Source organism: Nostoc commune NIES-4072, assembly GCF_003113895.1.
Lineage (GTDB): Bacteria > Cyanobacteriota > Cyanobacteriia > Cyanobacteriales > Nostocaceae > Nostoc > Nostoc commune.
This window is the reverse complement of sequence record NZ_BDUD01000001.1, coordinates 687,251-704,452: the sequence shown is the minus strand read 5'-3', so window position 1 is coordinate 704,452 and position 17,202 is coordinate 687,251. Positions and strand designations below refer to the sequence as shown.

Genomic DNA, 17,202 nt, shown 5'->3' with positions numbered 1-17,202 from the left:
AACAACGGCATTAATAGAAGGTTTAGAATTACCATATTGGAGATGAGTTGCGATCGCCCGCTTTTAGGTTTCCCAATTTATACGAAAATCTATCATAGAAATTCATATTCACTTAATTTAAATGATTGGGAATTTCTATCCCACATTTTTGAGCAATTTATCCTATTTTCAAAAGTTTTACCTGACCTGACACGACCTGAGCAAAATAATCAAAGCAATCTTTAGTACAAATGGTGATGCAATACCAACCATTCGCAGCATAATTTCGATTTGGTAAACGGGTGGACTCTACGCGGTATTTGCCCTGAAATTTTGGTTTGATCATCGTGAAAATTCCCCATCCGTTGTTTACAACCCAATGTAGAGAAGTAGCAGTGCTACGTCTCTACAAATAACCGTTTTATATTTCACGCTTTTGCATCGCCGTTGTTGCGGCTTTAAGTTTATTCACCAAAGTTTTCATTGCAGATTCTTGTGGCTGGCGTAATGGAATCTTTTGTTGTCCAAAGCCTTCAAACAATTCGTTGAGTTTGACCGTAAAGCCTAAATATGCGCCTCCCGCCGAACGTGTGCCAGAAAAATCTCGGTCATCAACTTTACCAAACACATATCCAGCCGAAAGGCGCAGGTTAGGTGTGAGGTAGTAGCCTGTTTCTAGAACAAACCCTGTTTCGCTGTAGTTAGGCTGACTAATCACACGAGCCTCACCCACCAAATCCCAGCTATATCCCAAACGATAAGTAGCCCGTAGTTGGGCCAGATTTACTGTGCTAGTACCTGCTAAATCACTAGCTATGTAAGAAGTACTGTTACGCAAGGCATACTTACCATAAAATTCCCATTGCCAGTTAGGAGCGTAAATAGCTTCTAAAGCAAAAGTATGGTCTTGGGAACCTGTACCACTTCCTAACAGGATGGTGTCAGGAACAGTTGATGGATTTTGTCGATATTCATAACGCAATAAGGCATTAAATTTATCGCTATTGGGGTCGCGGTAAGCTAAACCTACCTTCAAGTTAGCAGTATCTCCCAATCCTGAAAGCTTTTGATTGGAAGAACCAGCTTGTTGATAACGTACCAAAGCGGTCAGAGCCGGAGAAATTTTACCCGTAGCACCTGCGGTAATTACTGTATTGCTACCACTAGAAGAAGAACGATGTTCATAACGGGCGCTGGCTTGAAACTGTGGATTATCAGAGTATTCTAGCCCCACGCTGTAGCTATCGCCACCATCAAATCCGATCGCAGATGCTGATTGACCAAAAGCGAAGGGTTGGGCATATTGTTGTCCTGCTCCAGTCCGTCCGAAGAAGTTGCCAAATACGTGTTCGTAAGCTAAGTTCAGCCGTAATCCATGAGCAATATTCCAACGATTATTTAGACCAATTGCTCCTTGAGTAGTCATTTCATTCGCACCACCCAAAATTGAATAACGACCGGTCAAAGTAGTATCTGATCCGAGTTTGTGTTCACCGTTGACACTCAAGCTGGTGATGGAATTACCTGAATATTGACCGCTAGTGTAAAACTGTTGGGCCAGACTGATATTTACACCAGGGATTGCTGCCCAATTCAACCCGAAAATAGTACGGTCTGGGTAAACAGTATCTTTTTGAGAAGATAAACTTAATTCATTTTGCGCCTGAAAAGTCAGGTTCTTGGCAATGGGAACTGAAAAACGCGATCGCAGTTGATCAGAAGTACTACTTAGGGCGCTGTCGGGAATGCGGTCTTCTCGATGACGATGAATCCAATCCAGATCAATAGTAGCTTTACCCAGACGTTGTTGAATACCGGCGGAAATCGTCGTCAGCGAATTATCAACTTTGCTCCCAGGTATCGCCTCAGAACGCGGTGCAAACAGTTCTTCAAAGGTATCTAGGGGTTGGGGAGCAATCCCAAAATTGTCTTCGTGGTCATATTGCACTCTGACGTTAGTGGTTGAGGCCAGTTTAGCTGTAACCTGCGCTCCATAACGGGTTTGTCCTGGGACAAAGCTGATAGTGGCATTATTGGCAAAACCTGTATCAGCAAAACGATAATAAGCACGACCTTGAATCCCATTAGTAATCTGTCCCTCAGCTTCCAGCCGGTAAGCGTCACCGCTAACCTTTCCCACAACATCAGAATCATTAGTCGAATGGGCATATTCTGCAATTAAGTTACCCTGATTACCCAAAGAAATCAGCGCATCTGCACCGTAGAGTTGAAAGTCACGCACTCCCTGATTTTCTTGAACGTAACTTGCTCCGATCCAGCTTTCTTGGTTCAGCTTACGGGAAAGGTTATATTGCAAACGACCAGCATAGATATTACTATCAGAATCTTCGCTGTCATATTGATAGGTAACAACAATCCGGCGTACCAATACTTGTCCGACTTGATCAATATCGGTGCGGAGGATGGGTTCGCGGAATAATAAAGTACCGCGATCGTAGTCTATTTCGTAGTCTGGGCCTCGGTTAAGCTGTTTGCGTTCTAATACAGTCCCAGGACGATTGAGTTCTTCTAACTCGATAAAGACATTTTCGCTACCTGGTTGCAGTATTCTGCGAGAGAGGAAATAATAACCACTAGTACCATCAGGAGCAATAGTATCTCGTTGAAACCCTTCTAAATGGTTGCCATACAAACCTGTAATTTGTAAGTTCCCTAAGTTGTAGTTAGCTTTAAAACCGTGGAGTTGACGGGTGATAGAAGTAAATTGCTGCGATCGCCGCGCAAATTCTTCTGTGTTATAGTCACCCCACATGGCATAATCAGGAGAAGATCCAGGGATACCAGTTGAACGCTCCAAACGCAGATATACGCTGTCAATAGAAGGAGCAACGACATCAACTTTCGAGCTATCGCCATAGACTGGATAATTTTGCTCACTCGATTGGTAAGTTCTAAACAGACGATTATTACAGTCGCAATCTTCATTGAGGCTACGAGAACTGTTATATGCGCCTGTAAATAACCATTCCCCGATCGCACCAGTGGCGAATACTGCTGAGTGGAAATCTAATTGCGTTCCGTTGTCTTTGTCAGGAGGGAGAAAATCACGAAAACTGCCGTAATAATTTGTACCTCTAGCACCCAAACGTAAATCTATTACCCCTGTCACCAAACTCGGACGCAGTGCCGTTTCAAATTGTAGTTGAGTAAAGGCTTCTAAATTATTAGCGATCGCCCGAATTCGGACAGTTTCGGCTTTGAGTTGCGATCGTAACGTAGCTGTAAATTGTCCCGCTTTCGCCTCCACTTGAAATCCTGGTTCATCGGGTTTAAAGTCTTTCCCAACAAACTCTCCAGCAGTAGGTATCAAAGTGACAACAGCATCACGATTAGAGCGATTGCCATTTGCATCGATGAGTTGACCCCGAATTGTCGCTGTGGAACGTCCATCTGCTGGGATGCGAGACTCAACTGTTTCTAAAGTTAGTTGCTGCGGCGCTCCCCTGACTGCAACTTGCACCGTTACGGGGGGTTCTTTTCCTCCAACTACTTGTGCAGAGATAGTATTTTTACCTTCTTTTAACGAGACACCATACCATGTCTGCGTTATTAGATTGGTAGTGGCATCACTTTCCGTGCGTCCCACCAAAGAAGAATCTACCAAAATGCCATTCACCCGCAATTCCACCTGACTTCCAACGGGAAATTGCACAGTAACTGTGGTAGCTTGTACATCTACAACGCCCTCAGCCGTCGGAGTCAGAATTTTGATTGCTGAAGAAATGGCGGGAGTAGGGGACATGGGAAGATTTTCATTCACCTCTTGCCCCTTTTCTACTCCTGCTATTTTGCTTAAACCTCTAGGTAAGCCTACGGAACTTGCTGGTTGGAATGGTTGTATTTGCTTTAGAGAACCTTGCAATTGTGTTTTCGTGTCTTTACTTCCATCATTCTTGTTCTTAATTCCGGCTATTTTGCGTAAGCCTCTGGGTAAATCTACGGAACTTGTTGGTTGAAATGGTTGTATTTCCGTTTCACTTGGCTGGACATCTGGAATTGAAGTATCAGTAGTTGGTGAGGAAGGAAATTTGTGAGGTGGAAGTTGCTTGGAACTTTTCAGGTTATCTGAAAAAACCAAAGCGGAATCTAACCCCTTAGCGCCCTCTCCCCAGCTAAAAGCTCCCTGCTCCCTTGCCTCTGCTTCAACACCCTTATCTGCTTGCGAAGGGGAATCAGAGAAAAAGAGATTTTCATTGACTGGTTCTGCTTTGACTATTGCAGGGTACAAAATAAGGCTGAGAGCTACTACCGGCATCGCCCCCATCAACCTCAAGTTAAATGTATTTACATCGTGCAGTCTAAGTTTCATTTCTTGACTGGCTCCTGAAAGGTGGGGGTAACTGCGAAATTCATACGTACCAAGCCACCAGGCTCTAAACGCACTAGACGAGATTGGCTATTCCGTTCGCGGAATTTGTTATTGGGAGCCAGAGTATAACCAGGAAGACTGCTGAGGTCTAGCACACCCGTATGGTTTCCTGGTAAAGCATTGGCTAATGAAAACAACCCATTCGGGTCTGTGGTGATGCGGTTTCCATCCTCCAGAAAAATCACCGCATTTGGTACTCCAGGCTCACCACGCTGTTGTTCACCGTCAAAGTTTTTATCAACAAACACGCGGCCGATGATTGTGCCACAATCAGAAACGATTCCTGGACGAATTTTTAACTGGTGCGTTGCTGGGCCATCTTTAGTGCTAAAACCGTTGTCAGCTCGTCGGGCATTAGCGATCGCACTATTACGACCACTACCGCGCAAAGCATCGGCTGTTAGTTGAGCCGCGTAGGCAATATTCAAGACTTTCTCTGTAGGAATTGTGACATCTGTCCGGAATGTCACCGTGTTTCCATTGCGTTCTGAGGTAATAGCGATCGCTTGACCATCTAACTCTCCCCGCACAGATTTGGGCAAGAACTGGAATCCTAAAGGTAAGTTGTCGGTAACAACTAAATTATTCAAACCAGCATCAGCGAGATTTTTTACTGAGAGGCGGTAGATTACTGTATCTCCAGGTTCAGCAGCAGCGCGATCGCTTGTTTTGATAATCTGCACCTGATTGGGTTGACATAAATTTGTACTGAAATCAAAGGCAAATAACTTCAGTGCTTGCGTTTCAGCATTGTTAACTAAAACAACCGTATCCTCGACCCTTGTCTCGCCTAGAACACTAATTGGCTGACCATCTAAAGAAGTAGCGACATACCGCACGAGATTATTACCTTCACTGCCAGTGCTAGCAATGATTTCAATTTTGATGCGTCGTTGTTTAAAGATGGAATTTGCTGGGGGATTAACTACAAAAATGTAGCTTCTACCTGGATTAGTTTGACCCTTGTTAGGATCGAGGAGAAAATTGTAGACACCCGCAGGGTTATTCGTAATAAAATAGGGATTACTATTTTCGATATTTGGCGATTTACCGCCAGGAACGTTGTTATTAGCAATATCCGGTAACTCTGTTCGAGTTAAAGGAACTAAGTTTCCCAATTCTGTACCCGTTGGATCGCTGGAATTAGGTTCGTATACTCCAACTGAAAAACCTGTATAGTCAGGTAAAAGTTCGCCAGCGCAACCTAAAATCCGCCCTAATGGGTCAATTAATGGGTTAGGACTAACATTAAGCTGACTAGAACTTCCTTGATATTTATAATTACTAGTAGAATCTGTATAAGTATAAGTAGCTTGATTTGTTAATGGCACAGACGCAATCAGATTCTTAGTCTGTTGCGCGATCGCTGGTATAGGTATAGTAGTATGCAAAACACTTGCCAGAAGAACAGTAGCCGTTAACCTTTGATACCAGCTACTGCTAGAAGTAATTTGGTTTTGGTTTTGAGGACGGCTCACTGAACATATCTCCTCTGGAATGCCGCTTTTTTTGTTGACAAAAGCATTTGTTTCTCTATCGAAGATCCCTCCGATTCTCCTTATAAAGCAGGGCTGTTTCATTCCTTTTACCCCCTTAAAAAGGGGGTCGCCACAGGCGGGGGGATTTTATCCGTATAGGCGCGAATCAGCGCACTTGAGTTTGATAAGTCGCTTTAACTGTTGTCTTTGCTGCAACTAACGGAACTTGCAAACGGATATGGGTGTAAACATTCGCTGGTGCTGGCTTTGTTTCCACTTTGCCGTCAGGAAGAGTAACTTTAACAGTAGGATTTTCGACAAAGCTGCGCCCGCCATCAATACTGTAAGTAGCTTTAGTATTATTAGGGGCAGAAACAGATTTCAGTACGTACACCATTCCTTTAGGAATAGGTTGATTTAGAACCAAATTTTTGACTGGGCGATCGCTCTTATTCTCACCGCTCAAGGTATAACGCAACACATCTCCTGGTCGCACCACAGCTTGACCTTTCAAAGGTTCCCATTTCTTACTTTGCTTACCTTGTTGATCCTGTGCCACCACTTGCTTTTCTGCCTCTAAGCGCAACTGTAACTGCCCTTGAGGTTTGACATTTTGAGCGATGGCGGTTGTAGAATGCCATAGAGAAGGCACTCCCGGCACTTGATTGACAAATGGAACGGTAGCAATAAGTGCGATCGCTCCTAAACCTGCAAAAGAAAGACGCTTCATAATAAATAACCTCAAAAAACTTTCACAATGTCGATTGTTGATTTATCTTTCCCTGTTTTCGCTGGGGAATAATCAGTTTGTAGTTAGCGCTTTAGTTTTAAATCGCCAACTACAAACACAGATGCGTTATCACACCCCTCTTTTACAAAGAGGGGTAGAAATCAAACTATCTAATTAACCTTGCGTTGGAAGGTAAATGTTCTTTGAACACCAGGTGCAATCTGTCCAGTAGCACTATTTACATACTTTGTGACATCACTGTTTACCGTGGTTCCAGTTTGATCGACGCCAGGGTTAGTAGCTGGACTGCCAGTGAAGAACTGGATAGTTGAAGCCCCAGAATCTTTAGCCGAACCAACAATGTTACTAGTATCAATTTGACCACTGCTATCGTTATCTAGCGCCCAGTTGTTGGGGCTTTGCGTACCATCTTCAGTAATCACAACTTTGTTAGCATTCAAAATCACGTTACCGGTTCCAGCTTGAGCATCAGAAATATTTTTGTACCGAATCTGGTACTCAATAATGTTGCCTGGAGCAGGATTTCTGGGTACATCAGCAACTCCTGAATTTGGATCAATAACAGTGCCATTAGCATTGGTGTAAGCTGGTGTAGACTCAAAATCACCCTGACCTGCACCAACAGCTGGCCCAGTTCCTTGTAAAACTCGTGACACTTTCACCAATTGTAAAAAGCCAGTGTAGACGCGATCGATGGAGATGTTGTAGACTTCAGTAGTTTTATTTAATGCACCATCATTATCAGCATCAATGAAGGCAACAATGGGTACTGGGAAGCCCTTACCGATATCAGTCGATAGTTTCGTATCAGCTGGTAGGTCAACTTCTAGACCATAATTAACACTGGCACCAGCGGCAACACCAGAGATTTTAATTGGTGTATTACCTGTTGCTATGGTAAAAGCACCAGTAGTACTATCATAGGTATAAACAGCAGATTGATTGTTATAAGTAACAGTCACCTTTGTACCAGTTGGCAAATCTGTAAGTGTTGTTGGTGCGGTTGGCACTATTGTGATGTCGTTAGTGGCAGTACCGTTGTTCTTAAGTGTGTTAGTAAAGCCAACTGATTGTGGATCAAGTGTACTACCAGGTGCTGTGTTAGGAGGAACAAAGGAAGATTTGTTGGTAAAGTCGTCGTTGTTCCCCGTTAGCCCAGTTGCATCCGGTGCATTATTCGGCCCATTTAAAACTGAGTTTGCTGCCGCAACTGAAACAGTATAACGGTTGACATTTCCTGTAACAGAATTAGCACCTTGGTTGTTATTGCCCGTATCAATATTGGTGGGAGTAGTGACATAATAACCAGCGTCAGGTGTAGTAGGAAAGGCTCCAGTAGTGGGGTCAATATTATCTGGGTTTTGGTCACCTGAATCGTCGAAGAGTAGGGGGCTAGCTGGATCACCAGCAGTTTTACCGAACACTTGAGCGATGTTGTTAACATCTGTCGCTGTCGTTCCTGTGATTCCAGTGGTCGTTACTTGTACTGTAAAGCCTGTAACGGTTGTCCCAGTGGCAACTGTAGAGATAGAACTAGGATTGTTAATAAAACCAACCCGTCTAACTACACCGCCTGTTACTTGAGTTTTGTCAGTTTTCCACAGAGCCTGATCAGCAGTTGTAGTTGCAGGATCTTCGCCAGCGTAAACCACTATCCACCCTGGAGGAGCGGTTGGAGTCCCATTAAGAGTTGTGGATGCTGGAAGTGCATCAGAAACTAAGATGCGAGTAACTGCACTACCATCTACATTGATACTTGTACCAGCTAAAGCTGCGGGTGTTAGCCCCCGATTGGTTACGTCATTGCTCTCAACTCGCAAGCTTAAACCATAAGTCAGCACATCATCATTGAGTACGGAAGTGTTACCGGCGTTATAGCCTGTGCGAGTTTTGAGTATTGTGGCTAGAGCAACGGTTTTAACAGTGTTGCCCACTTGAATTTGCTGGGTAATACTAGCTTCTCGTGTACCGTTAATTGGTGCGCCAGCAACTTCCCCAGGACTTCCATCAGCATTATCTACAGTATAAACGTCACCACCATCGGGACTCCGCAGTTGGTTTTGGGCATCACCAGGAGTGTTACCAAGGGTAACTTTGATTACGTCATTCGATTGAGCGCCAGTCTGTACAGTCACTGGCACACGCACCAACACAGTACCACTAACCGGAATTGAGGGTGTATCTACACCACCTGCTGTTACGTTTGTCCAAGTTGCACCACCATCAGTACTGTATTGCAGTGTGCCACTAGCTGGTGTTGCATTATTTTTATCAGCAGGAAGTACACCAGAAACTGTACCAGGCCCAGTTGTTGTTGCTTGGTTGGGAATATGGAATTTGGTGGCGTCGTTACCTACGTTCGTTAAGGTGTAGGTGTAGGTTAGTAAATCACCAACTGCAACAGAGCCACCATTGTTATCCGTTACACCCGACGCTGTGACAGTGATACCAGCAACCTCTGCCACAGTTACAGTTACAGTGTTAGAGGTCGAATTTATAGTTGTCCCTGGCGCGTTGGGATCTTCGTAGCTTGCTGTCGCCGTGTTACTGATAGATTGCCCACCAGCTGTACCCTCAGCTAGTACAGGTGCGACAAATTGGAAAAGGCTACTAGTTAACAATGCTGTTGCTACTAGAGATTGGTAACGCTGGCGCTGCTTGTTGACAGATTTCTTTCGGTTTACCATAGAAGTAGTTTGTTTATTTGCTGAACTTGTATCTTGGGTTTTGAGACAGGATAAAGTTCGGCAATTCCTTAAAGAATTACCGATTAGACGAGCCAAAACGTTAATGTTTCGGAGATGTCTATTTGAGGAGTTAAATTATTGGCTACTCCTGAAAAACCAGATTGAGGCAATAGGCAGAGAAGTTATTGCCTACTTGTTTGACGCTTACCGTTGATTATCAAAGCTAGCGATCGCAAATATGGGTAACTTAACTACTGTGTTTTGCTGAATCGTCGATGTAAGTAGAAATGTAACTTTGGCTGCAAAAAAAAACTTCCGTATAAATAGCTAATTTTTTTAGCGATGAATCGAGTGCATCAAAGCTGAAAAAATAACTTTATTTTGGCAACACATACGGCAATTTTAGGGCATTAATTCAGATGCTCAAAACACTAAAGTTTATATCTGGAAATACTTTTGAGTTTTTGCTGTCATCTATGCTTACTAGCTTGTGGAGTCATTTAGATAAAAAAATAGAAGCTTAACTAAGTGATCTAGATCACTTAAAATTGGATAGTGATTTCAAAAAATGCAAATTCATCATAGATATGATGCAATTTAATCATATTAAAGATCAGTGTTAAGACTGAGTACCTGAAGCTATTATTTGATTTTGCAACAATGTTCAAATAAGTATAAATACTTTTTATAACGTTCGTGAATATAAAAATTTACAGAAATCATTTTTTCAACACTAAGAATACCCGATACTTTTAGTCGGGTATGTTTGACGGGTATTTTTGCTCGTGTTAGTATCAGGCGACAGCAGACAGACAAACGCAAAAAGACAAACAGGGAAAGCTAGTTTATGACTCAGGCAATCAAAACCCAAACCCAAACCCAAACCAGCACTGCCTACTTTAAAGCCTTGAAGTGCAAGGAATGTGGTGCGGAATATGAACTCAAAGCCAGTAACGTTTGTGAGTTATGTTTTGGCCCTTTAGAAGTCATGTATGACTACAGCGCCCTCCGTTTGACTGTCACTCGTGAAAAAATTCAAGCCGGGCCCAATTCAATTTGGCGCTATCGTTCCTTTTTGCCTGTCGCAACCGACAATGTTATAGATGTGGGAACGGGTATGACTCCCTTGGTTCGTTCTCACCGCCTTGCCCGTCGCCTGGGTCTAAATAAGCTTTATATAAAAAATGATGCCGTTAATATGCCCACCCTTAGCTTTAAGGATCGGGTAGTTTCAGTTGCTCTATCAAGGGCGCGAGAGTTGGGTTTCACTACCGTTTCTTGCGCTAGCACTGGTAATTTGGCAAATTCTACAGCTGCGATCGCAGCTCATGCCGGTTTAGACTGCTGTGTGTTCATCCCCGCAGATTTAGAAGCCGGTAAAATTATCGGTAGCCTGATCTACAGTCCCACTCTAATGGCTGTCAAGGGCAACTACGATCAAGTAAATCGCCTTTGTTCAGAAGTTGCTAATACACATGGTTGGGGTTTTGTCAACATTAATCTGCGTCCTTATTACTCTGAAGGTTCTAAGACGCTAGGTTTTGAAGTTGCGGAACAACTAGGCTGGGAACTACCTGATCATGTTGTTGCTCCCTTGGCTTCTGGTTCACTCTTTACAAAAATTTATAAAGGGTTCCAAGAATTTATCGAAGTTGGTTTGGTAGAAAACAAGAGCGTCCGTTTCAGTGGCGCTCAAGCTGAAGGTTGTTCACCTATCGCCCAAGCCTTTAAAGAAGAACGCGACTTTATTAAGCCAGTAAAACCGAATACAATTGCTAAATCGTTAGCGATCGGTAATCCAGCAGACGGCATTTATGCTCTAGAGTTAGCTCAGAAAACTGGTGGTAACATTGAATCAGTCAATGATGCAGAAATTATTGATGGCATCAAGCTGCTGGCAGAAACCGAAGGCATCTTCACAGAAACAGCTGGTGGTACAACTGTGGCCGTGCTGAAAAAACTGGTAGAAGCTGGCAAAATAGATCCAGATGAAACCACTGTGGTTTACATCACCGGCAATGGTCTGAAAACTCAAGAAGCAATCCAAGGCTACGTTGGCGAACCCTTGACTATTGATGCGAAACTCGATAGTTTTGAACGTGCGCTAGAGCGATCGCGTACTCTGGATCGCTTGGAATGGCAACAAGTCCTCGTTTAGTTATGAGTTAAGAGTTATGAGTTTTTTATTCATAACTCTTAAGTTTATTCCTCACTCCTCATTTTTCACTTTGTACTTCTATGGCTGTAACAGTTTTAGTTCCTACGACTCTTCAGAATTTGACTAATAATCAAGCTACTCTCGAATCTAGCGGTAGCACCATTGCTGAATTATTAGACTCTTTAGAACAAAGCTTTCCTGGGATAAAATCGCGGTTGTGCGATGAAGAAGGAAAGCTACGTCGGTTTGTAAATTTTTACGTCGATAGCGAAGATATCCGGTATTTAGATGGTATAAACACAGCACTGAAAGATGGCGATGAAGTAAGTATTGTTCCTGCTGTCGCCGGTGGTTAATACTATTTATCTGGTCTTTTATTTTGCTTGCTAGTTGGAAAAATCGCTTTAACGCAAGTTCTGAAAGTAAAAATCCTTCTAGTTATTTTATTGAATTTAACATCTAATCAATCTGCCATTGGCTATAGGCTATGGCAGATTTATTTATTTTATATTTTAGTATTCGGCTATACTAGAGGAATTTTGTATCAGATTTCATGCCCCATGAATAAATAATGAGTAAATTAATTCGGGATGTTGTTATGCACTGGATTTATATAAAGGTTTGGTTCACTGCCAAACCTTATTTTTATATCTACTCAAAATGCGGCATGGTGTATAGTAAATTGAGTATGGGGGATTGAAAAAGAAATTTCATTGGGTTTTATGGTGAGTTGGCTATAAGTATTTATCAATACTTAAGTTAAATAATATTTATATGCAAGCGGAATTAAAAAAGAAAAGTACTCCGCAGAATACCGATGGTAACTGAATCACTATCTGGTGTGTGACCAGGCTCCATAATATGAATTATTCCTGGTGTAATGCTGATGTTATCTGTTAGCTGAAAACGATAAAATGCCTCAATTTGAGTGGTCGTTCCTGGTTGTCCACCTGCACGTCCTAAACCAGTATTGATAAAATCAGGAACATTATTCCCTACAGGTAAGTTGCTACTGGTGATTTTAGGAGGTTGACCGACATAAATTCCCCCCAAATTTCCTTTCTTCAATAAATCAGGGAAATTCAGAAACACCATATAATTTGTTGTCTCTACATTTCCGGATTGCCCAGGAATATAAGATTTAGTATAACCACCCCATGCACCTGCGCTAATGCGGGGAGAAATTTGCCAAGTTACAGTCGCACCTACGGCGTTAGTTTGCAGTGGTGCTGATTTTCCGGTAGTGGTATTAACTGTAGTTAAGCATTCATCACCAACAAAGGTTAGTAAACAACCATCCGAAGAGTAATTATTAACGTAATATAAACTTAAATCTAGAGTATTGGTTGGTGTCAGCAGCAATTGCACACCTGTAGTGGTGGTTCCATCAAATAAACCGCTACCTTTACCGGGATTTCCTGGTTGATAACTAGTATAAATTGCCTGCATACTAGCGCGTTTAGCAAATTGCCAATCAATAGCTATACCACCGTGACCGTATCCCATATTTAAAATTGGGTTTCTTTGGGCAAAATAAGACAATGGCCCTGTTGCAGCACTTTCTACCCGATTGGGGCCTCGGAAAGCAGCTGGCATACTTACGCCTTCTGTTCCCACCATTACTGCTAATTTATCTGTCACCAGCCAATGAAAATTGAGGTCACTTACAATTAAGCTATCTGTAGGAAATTCGTAACCAAGTAAAACATCATTCCGGGAAACACTATTGGTAAATCTAGGTGTAGTTTTTCCTTTACCATCTAAAAGACCTGTAAATAAATAACTACGGGGAGTGATTTGACTAGTTAAATATAGTTGCGCCAGGGATATGACATTAGTGTTTGTCCCTGCATCATCTGTTTCTTTTTGTCCATCTCTAGGATTTACATCACCACGATTGCTAGTCCGTCCTTGAATACCAACTATTAGTAGTCCACTGAGTTTGGTTGTTGTTGAGAATTGGTTGGCTTCGATTTCGGCAGTTTTGGCTTCTAAACTATTGACACGACCTCGCAAAGTTGCTATTTCAGGGGTAAATTCTGACTGCAATTTTTGTAATATTGCTAAATCTTTGCGGGTGACTAAATCGCTGGTGGCTGTAGTGATTAATTCGTTGACTCTATCTAAACAAGCATTCACTCCGGCCGCGAATTCATACCGAGTTAAGGCACGATTACCGCGATAGCTGCTATCTGGATAGCCAGTTATACAACCATAGCGTTCTACCAAAGATTGTAATGCTTGGAATGCCCAATCGTTGGGTTGTACATCCTTAAGTTGAGAAACCGATGTAACTTGTGCCATCGGATTTACTGGAGAGAGGGAAGAAGAATTTAAATCTATACTCTCCTGCGCCTGAGTAGTTCCTGTGTATTTTTGTGCTAGTGCTTTTTGTGAAACTCCATTTACTCCCGCAATTAGTAACCATGCGAGCATCCAGATTTTGCTATGACTGTGGCTTATAAGTATACTTTTCAACTTTTTAAACTCTGCTCACATACTTAAGTGAAAAGTGTATTCGCAATCATCAAGCATTCACATGGGAAAATTTACGTATTTTGTCCCAAATTAGACTTAATCCTTCTGGGCAACTTCTGAAAGGACGAGTATAACAGGGTATTAGGTATTGGGGACTAGGGATTAGGTATGGGGACTAGGAAAGAGTTTTCTCAATCCCTAATCCCCAGTTCCCAGTCCCCAGTCCCCAGCCCCCAGTCCCTAATCTATGCAAAATCGCCCACGCAAGCTGACGCCAAAAACCTCTAAAGAAAATAAACCTCATGCAGGTATGGTGAAACGCGTCGTTAAAAAACGCCAGAAAAAGCTAAAACGGGGAAGTTGCTTGTCGTCAATGCTAGCGATGTCTACGACGGGCTACGCCTACGCAATTCTCTTCAGTAGTGCTAGTCTAATTATGGCTTTTGCCTGGATTAGTGTTCTCTTCATCTTCAATCCAGATCAGGTAAGCTGGCTAAATAAAATTTTACCTGCATGGGTACAAATCCCCCTTGGTAATCACGAACGCCCCCAAACTCTTAAACAAATTCAACTCGATTTGAGTCGAAAAAACCAAATATTTGGGGAAACTCTGCCTTTAAATCAAAATACGAAAAACTCATTTTTATTGCCAGTTTTTCAACAGCGTGCTAATTGTCAATCTGATTGTGAAGAACTGGTGGAACTCAGGGTTTATGAACGCTCAGAAGAGTTAGAGTTTAAATCTCAGTCAGAAAATTACTACTATCTAGCAACTCAATTACCTGTAACTGGGCCAGATGAATCCTTTGTAATTTCCTCGCTTGATGGGACATCAGAACTCCAGGATATCAGCATTCCCCTACCTTTAACTGAAGTGCAACGGTTTGAAGGTGCGACACCATCACCAGGGGTTTGGTTTGATTTGCACGGTCAACGCCAACAAGGAACTGCTGCAATCCGCTACGGTTACGTCGTCTACTACAATCCAGAACGCCGGAATTTACTACAAATGCTGTCTTGGACTAGTCCTAATGGACAATTGCCCAAATGGCGGCAGGTAACTGGTGATGGTACAAAAGAGTTAGTTCTCGATCAAACTATAGGTTTAGAACCGAACTTTCAAGTTTACCAAGTCAAGCCTCTAAAGTTATTCCTCAAACCAATTCAATTGGAGGCGATTACTCTCAATTCAGCAGCCCTCAAGGATTCGGCATACCAAAACGCTTTGTCAATTGCCCGTAGTGGACTGTGGACACCAGCCTGGGAATGGTTAAAATTCATCAAGAAACAGCACAAAGGAGTTTTGCCAGAGGCTGCACAAGCACAAATGGATTTGATTCGCTTGCATTCTCAACTTACTAAAACCCAAGCCGAGAAAATTTGGGCAAGTCCTAGTCAAGAAGTGCTGGCAGATTTGATTGATGGTCGCTGGGGGAAGGCTTTACAGGTGTTTGAAGCATCGCCACATAACGCCCAAGAAATTGCTACCCTACTCAAAGTTGATAAACAACGATTGTGGAATCGCACAGTGGCGGCGTTACGAGTCAACCCAAATAGACTAGAGGTGCAAGCTTGGTTCGCCTTGATTTTAAAAGTTCAGCAGGGAGAAGAACATGCTAATTCTTGGTTAAAGGCGCAACCAAAAATAACAAAAGATAATCTTGCCTATATTCAAGGTCTGTTAGCCAGACTTAATAGTGAGGGTACATCGCAAATATCTTCTACTCACCCTAGTGAAATTGTTGGTACAGTCCAACCAATCACTCAAGTTACCAGTAGTGAATGGCTGCAACCAAATTCCTCAGCAGATTTGAAACTCACAGATAACCAATGGTATCAGGTGGAGGTAAGTGCATTTCATGACGGTAAACGCTGGCTAAATTCACCTTTTGAGAATTTCAACCCACCCAAAACTGACACCGCCAAATTTTTATGGAAAACTTTGGGAATTAGTTCTGACCCAGAAATTCAAATTGTGGTCTGGTTACCAAATGGAGAACAACAAATTACTATAGCCGCTATCAAAGCGGTGCAACTACGGGGTAAAGTTTTGCGCCTATTAGCTGCTGGCCCAAAAATCCCAGAGAATCAAAACGATGTTTTTCAACCCAAACCTTTAGCCTTGACAAATGCAGCACTGGAATGGGTACAACCATCTCCCATCACTCTACAACAACTGCATCAACAAAATCCCCAAGGGGTGAAGGTAATTTTATCGAGTGTGTGGAAATCTTTACAGCAATCTGATGAAGTTCCGGGTGGTGCTATTCCTAATTTTGAGCAGATGCAGGAAAAGTTGGGTGATTGGCCGGTTCAAGTGATTGATTTAACAATTGAAGAAGGCAGAAGGCAGGAGGCAGAAGGCAGAAGGTTCCGTTTAGAAGGGGATTCTGACCCCTCCTAAACGGGAGCCACCAAATTGAAAATTTGGTGGGGGTCTTAAACCCTTGGCTCCCTTTGGTCGCCCAGAAGGTTCGGGCATTCGGAGAAGAGATAAATCCCTTCTGCCCTCTGCCCTCTGCCTTCTGCCTTTCTTGATAATGCTCAACCAGAAATAATACTGACTATTTCAGCAGGTGCAATAGCATCTTTGAATCAGCCTACACCTGAAAGTCAGGGGGAAAACCCAGAGCAACGGCGTGACCGGACTATAATTTTGTCTGATAGCAATGAAGTCATTTACACTGATTTTACAGGAAATGACTTACAAAGACTATCTGCGATCGCCAAGCTTTCAGGGGTGCAATCCTTAGCTTTATTAGTAGAAAATCCTCATAACTACAGTTTGAGGCGCTGGTCAGAGAAAAATCAGCGCTTTGAATAGCACGCCCCTTACTCAAATTTACCCCTCACTTAAATTTAGATTAGAGAGGGGAAAAGCGTAGGCGCAGCCCGTCTTAGACATCGCTATCTCCAAAATTGAATTATTCTTTTTGGTTGGTTTCGGCTAGACGTTGCTGCTTCAGGTTTTCTAACTGCTGTAATAAAGAGTCTACCTCTGCTTGTAAATGCATCAACTTAGCTTGCTGATCGTCTTGATAGTAAGACTTGGTTAATTTACTGACCCAGTTAGCGTGGGACTCGCGATCGGAAACACTAGGTAAACAAGTAGGCATCGCTAATTAAATCCAAAACTTAACTCACACCATTAGCAATATTATAATATTGCTTTTTTAAGCTTTATTAAAATATTGTATATTTTCAATCAATTACTCTAATGGTTTTCAGGTTCAATCATAAGAGACAGCGATCGTAATGGCTGTGTTCCTCACAAAACATTG

At 42.6% G+C, this 17,202-nt stretch carries 10 protein-coding genes; 4 read left to right on the top strand and 6 right to left on the bottom strand.

What is annotated here, in order from left to right; genetic code table 11:
• Window positions 1–400: 400 nt before the first annotated feature.
• The 4 genes from CDC33_RS03100 to CDC33_RS03085 all read right to left on the bottom strand — a co-directional run bounded on the left by CDC33_RS03100 (window position 401) and on the right by CDC33_RS03085 (window position 9,285).
• Complete coding sequence (locus tag CDC33_RS03100; RefSeq protein WP_109007248.1) at window positions 401–4,309, bottom strand: hypothetical protein; 3,909 nt, start codon at window positions 4,307–4,309, stop codon at window positions 401–403.
• On the bottom strand, window positions 4,306–5,847 hold the full coding sequence (locus tag CDC33_RS03095; protein ID WP_244919122.1) for a hypothetical protein: 1,542 nt from the start codon (window positions 5,845–5,847) through the stop codon (window positions 4,306–4,308). Before CDC33_RS03095 ends, CDC33_RS03100 begins: the two co-directional genes overlap by 4 nt.
• 166 nt (window positions 5,848–6,013) lie before the next feature.
• Window positions 6,014–6,577: a DUF11 domain-containing protein gene (locus CDC33_RS03090; protein WP_109007246.1), complete on the bottom strand. Its 564-nt coding sequence runs from the start codon at window positions 6,575–6,577 to the stop codon at window positions 6,014–6,016.
• A gap of 170 nt (window positions 6,578–6,747) precedes the next feature.
• Entirely contained in the window at window positions 6,748–9,285 is a 2,538-nt protein-coding gene (locus CDC33_RS03085; protein WP_109007245.1) for a beta strand repeat-containing protein, read from the bottom strand.
• A gap of 847 nt (window positions 9,286–10,132) precedes the next feature.
• Between CDC33_RS03085 and thrC the strand changes: the two genes are divergently transcribed.
• Complete coding sequence (thrC, locus tag CDC33_RS03080) at window positions 10,133–11,443, top strand: threonine synthase (protein WP_109007244.1); 1,311 nt, start codon at window positions 10,133–10,135, stop codon at window positions 11,441–11,443.
• Window positions 11,444–11,523: 80 nt separating this feature from the next.
• Window positions 11,524–11,799, top strand: a complete 276-nt coding sequence (locus CDC33_RS03075) for a ubiquitin-like small modifier protein 1 (protein ID WP_109007243.1) — start codon at window positions 11,524–11,526, stop codon at window positions 11,797–11,799.
• 430 nt (window positions 11,800–12,229) lie between these two features.
• Here CDC33_RS03075 and CDC33_RS03070 read toward each other — a convergent pair whose 3' ends face one another.
• Window positions 12,230–13,879 (bottom strand): iron uptake porin, encoded by a 1,650-nt coding sequence (locus tag CDC33_RS03070; RefSeq protein WP_109007242.1) that lies wholly within the window; start codon window positions 13,877–13,879, stop codon window positions 12,230–12,232.
• Window positions 13,880–14,168: 289 nt separating this feature from the next.
• Between CDC33_RS03070 and CDC33_RS03065 the strand changes: the two genes are divergently transcribed.
• Both CDC33_RS03065 and CDC33_RS03060 read left to right on the top strand, forming a co-directional pair.
• Window positions 14,169–16,325 (top strand): hypothetical protein, encoded by a 2,157-nt coding sequence (locus CDC33_RS03065; RefSeq protein WP_181373875.1) that lies wholly within the window; start codon window positions 14,169–14,171, stop codon window positions 16,323–16,325.
• 186 nt (window positions 16,326–16,511) lie between these two features.
• Window positions 16,512–16,745: a BTB/POZ domain-containing protein gene (locus CDC33_RS03060; protein WP_244919121.1), complete on the top strand. Its 234-nt coding sequence runs from the start codon at window positions 16,512–16,514 to the stop codon at window positions 16,743–16,745.
• 100 nt (window positions 16,746–16,845) lie between these two features.
• On the opposite strand, the gene CDC33_RS03055 is transcribed toward CDC33_RS03060, so the two are convergent.
• Window positions 16,846–17,037 (bottom strand): hypothetical protein, encoded by a 192-nt coding sequence (locus CDC33_RS03055; protein ID WP_109007241.1) that lies wholly within the window; start codon window positions 17,035–17,037, stop codon window positions 16,846–16,848.
• Window positions 17,038–17,202: the final 165 nt, after the last annotated feature.